The sequence below is a fragment of the Bacillus sp. S4 genome, from assembly GCF_040838205.1.
Classification (GTDB): Bacteria; Bacillota; Bacilli; order Bacillales; family Bacillaceae_G; genus Bacillus_A; species Bacillus_A cereus_U.
In genome coordinates this window covers 1-3,098 of sequence record NZ_JBFPJI010000359.1, presented here as the reverse complement: position 1 = coordinate 3,098, position 3,098 = coordinate 1, and the positions used below count along the sequence as shown (strand labels likewise).

Below are 3,098 nucleotides of genomic sequence, written 5' to 3'. Positions count from 1 at the left end.
GTATAATAAGTGTATTAATACCTATTTGAATACACGGTAGAGCTAACCCACTAAAAAGTTGCGCCGTAAGTGTCACCCATAAATTTGTGGAGTAACCAATTATACCAATTCCAATAGCCTGGCCTAGCATACCTACGATTAACATTTTTTGCGGCGCAACGTTTTTCGCAAATACCATCGCTAAAGCTCCACCAACAATCATCCCTGCGCCATTTACTGTTAGTAACCATTGTAAACTCTCTTTTGATAACCCTAACTGCTCAGTCACAATAAATATACCTAGTGGCTGAATTAAGCCTATACCTAGTCCTGCTGCCATAAAACATAGACCAAGTAAGGTTAATGCTTTTTTCTTTTTGACGTACTTAATACCATCCTTCATTTCCTGTAACAAAGTGATATCTTTCTTTTCTGCTTCGTTTTCAAGATCTTTCGGAAGAAATAACAATACACCTGCGGCAAGTAAAAAAGCGATACCAGTTATTATTATTGAAATATAGATTCCAAAGCTGTGAAAAATAAATGTTCCAATAATCGGTCCTAACACCATAAATATTGCAAATATCGTTTGATATAATGACATGGCTAATTGAATTTGTTCTGTCGATAAATGTTGTTTAAATAATTTCATTCCGGATGGTTGGGAAAACTGTGAAAGAATCGCAGATATGAGCGTCACAAAAAACACGATTTTCCACGTACCAAACATTAGAGTGATCAATACTGCGAACACTGATATAGAACTTAAAGTTTCACACCATATCATTGTCTTCTTCGGCTTCCATCTATCCGCAAAGGTCCCACCAATAAAGGAGAAGATAAAAATCGGTGCAAATTCGGCAACTGAAATCATCGAAATTGCAAAAGCATCACCTTTCGTCATTTCCATAACATAAAGTAATACTGCAAAGTTCCGAACCCATATTCCAATTTGTAAAAATAATGCTGAAGCAAGAATTCCTTGCACAAATCGATTTTTTAATACTTGTGATACCCCCTGATTTTGATTCGTTTCTGCAGTCGTCGACATAAAAAAGCCTCCTATTTCGTGTTCTAAATAGGAGGCAGCACAAATCATATGAAAAGACTATATATTCGCAGCGCGAAACACATCCCTTTTCTATACATGTACATACTAATCCTATTCAGAAGAATATTTCGTTTTTTAACGAAGATCTCTTGCAAATAGAATTAGTTGATCATTGGGATGTTTTCACCCTTCCGTTTCGAATTTAAATAACACATACATACTCTATGTAAAACATTTTCAATGTATGCATGTCTCATTTTAACTATTCTAGAAAGTCAAAGGCAATTCCTCTAAAGAACGCATTAAATAGTTTCCTTGCCATTTAATATCTTCACGATCGCCTTTTATTTGTAGTTCAGGCATCCGTTTAAACATAGTAGTAATAGCAATCTTTGCTTCCAACCTAGCAAGTGGTGCTCCTAGGCAGAAATGACTACCATGCCCAAAGGCAATATGACGGTTATTTTCTCGTGTAATATCAAATACTTCTGGGTTTTCAAATACTGTTTCATCACGGTTTGCTGAAGCTAATGCGATAATAACCATATCTCCTTTTTGGATTGTTTGTTCGTGAATTTGAAACGGCTCAGCCGCCCATCTTGCAGTTGTCACCTCAACTGGAGAATAATAACGCAATCCTTCCTCAATAGCTGAATCAATTAATTTCGAATTATCTTTTAATAACTGTAATTGCTTCGGATTTTCAAGAAGTGCTAATACCGTATTTGTTATTAAATTCACTGTCGTCTCGTGTCCGGCTACAATTAATAACATGATCATTGAATATAGCTCTCGAGCACTAAGTTTATGCCCTTCATTTTCTGCAAGTATTAACGCACTAACCAAATCTTCTTTTGGATTTTTCCGTTTTACATCAACTATATATTGAAGATATGTAATAAACTCAGATAGTTGTTTTTCGGTTTCTTTTATTTCTTCAGGTGTTTCTGGCGATGCAATGACAGCATGAGACCAAATTCTAAATTTCGCTTGATCCTCTTTTGGAATTCCAAGCATCTCACTTATTACAATAATCGGTAATGGGAATGAATAATCATCCACAAGATTTAATGTACCTTTTCGCTCTATCTCATTTATTAAATCATCCGCTACTCTCTGAATTCTTCCGTCTAATTGTGAAATCATCTTTGGTGTAAAAGCTTTTTGAACTAAAGATCGTAACCGACTGTGGTTAGGTGGATCCGAATTTAACATATGCGTTGTTAAATGATCACTATTGTCAACAGAAAGAAACATGTTCATTGTATCTTTAGAAAACACATTATTTGGATCTTTTTTTAAGCGATTATCTTTTAAAAGTGGCAGGGCATCTTCATATCTTGTAATGAGCCATTCTGTACCAATCTCGACTTTATTAACAAATAAAATAGGTTGCACTTTTCGCGATTCTTTATAAATCTCATAAGCATCTTCTTTAAACTGAGCAGAAGCTAAATTAATGCCATCCTCTATTTTTCGGCCAACCTTATTTTTAATTGACATTACATTCCCTCACTCTCAATTGTTTTTAAAAATCAACCCAACATTTGAATTATACTTCAATAAGAACTGAAAAATTGTAAATTTTCAATTAAAACCTTACTTCGAATATTGAAAAATAAAAAAGTGAGAGAGTAAAATCATTCTACCCTCTCACTTCCCATTATGCGAAGCACATAAAATTACTAATTTGTTGATATCGATAACTTACTTTACGGCGGCGACCAGCTTGCCAGGTGTAGCCGGATACCCCACTTCTTCTTACTTCTGTCGGAAAAAACCATAAGTCTCTTCCGAATGGACCAGGACGATGTAAACGTAAATATCCCCATCTTCCTAAACAGTTACACATCCATGATTTCATATTGCCCGCTTGTGCAGGAGAAGCAAATGTGGATGGTAAAGACGGAGCTTGTGACGGTGGTGGTGACGTAGGAGCATCTTCCGCATCATCTGGTCTATAATCTTCTAGTTCAACCTCTCTAACTTCGATATCAGGTTCATATCCGTATTGTTGTGGATTATAATACATCGTTTGATCATATGGATAATTTTGTTGGTTATACAT

Annotated in this window: 3 protein-coding genes; all 3 read right to left on the bottom strand. The window is 35.4% G+C overall.

Features of this window, described 5'->3' with window-relative positions; all coding sequences use genetic code 11:
• The coding region (locus tag AB3X48_RS20035) for an MFS transporter (RefSeq protein WP_367959857.1) at nucleotides 1–1,030 on the bottom strand (1,030 nt) is incomplete at its 3' end.
• A gap of 267 nt (nucleotides 1,031–1,297) precedes the next feature.
• The gene (locus AB3X48_RS20030) at nucleotides 1,298–2,533 is read right to left on the bottom strand and encodes a cytochrome P450 family protein (RefSeq protein WP_016105012.1); all 1,236 of its coding nucleotides are present in this window, start codon (nucleotides 2,531–2,533) and stop codon (nucleotides 1,298–1,300) included.
• Between the two features lie 160 nt (nucleotides 2,534–2,693).
• Nucleotides 2,694–3,098 (bottom strand): hypothetical protein, encoded by a 405-nt coding sequence (locus tag AB3X48_RS20025; protein WP_002110206.1) that lies wholly within the window; start codon nucleotides 3,096–3,098, stop codon nucleotides 2,694–2,696.

Bases quoted from the DNA above. Each gene is read 5' to 3' on its own strand.
- AB3X48_RS20030 (WP_016105012.1), bottom strand. From the start codon at position 2,533: ATGTCAATTAAAAATAAGGTTGGCCGAAAAATAGAGGATGGCATTAAT.
- AB3X48_RS20025 (WP_002110206.1), bottom strand. From the start codon at position 3,098: ATGTATAACCAACAAAATTATCCATATGATCAAACGATGTATTATAAT.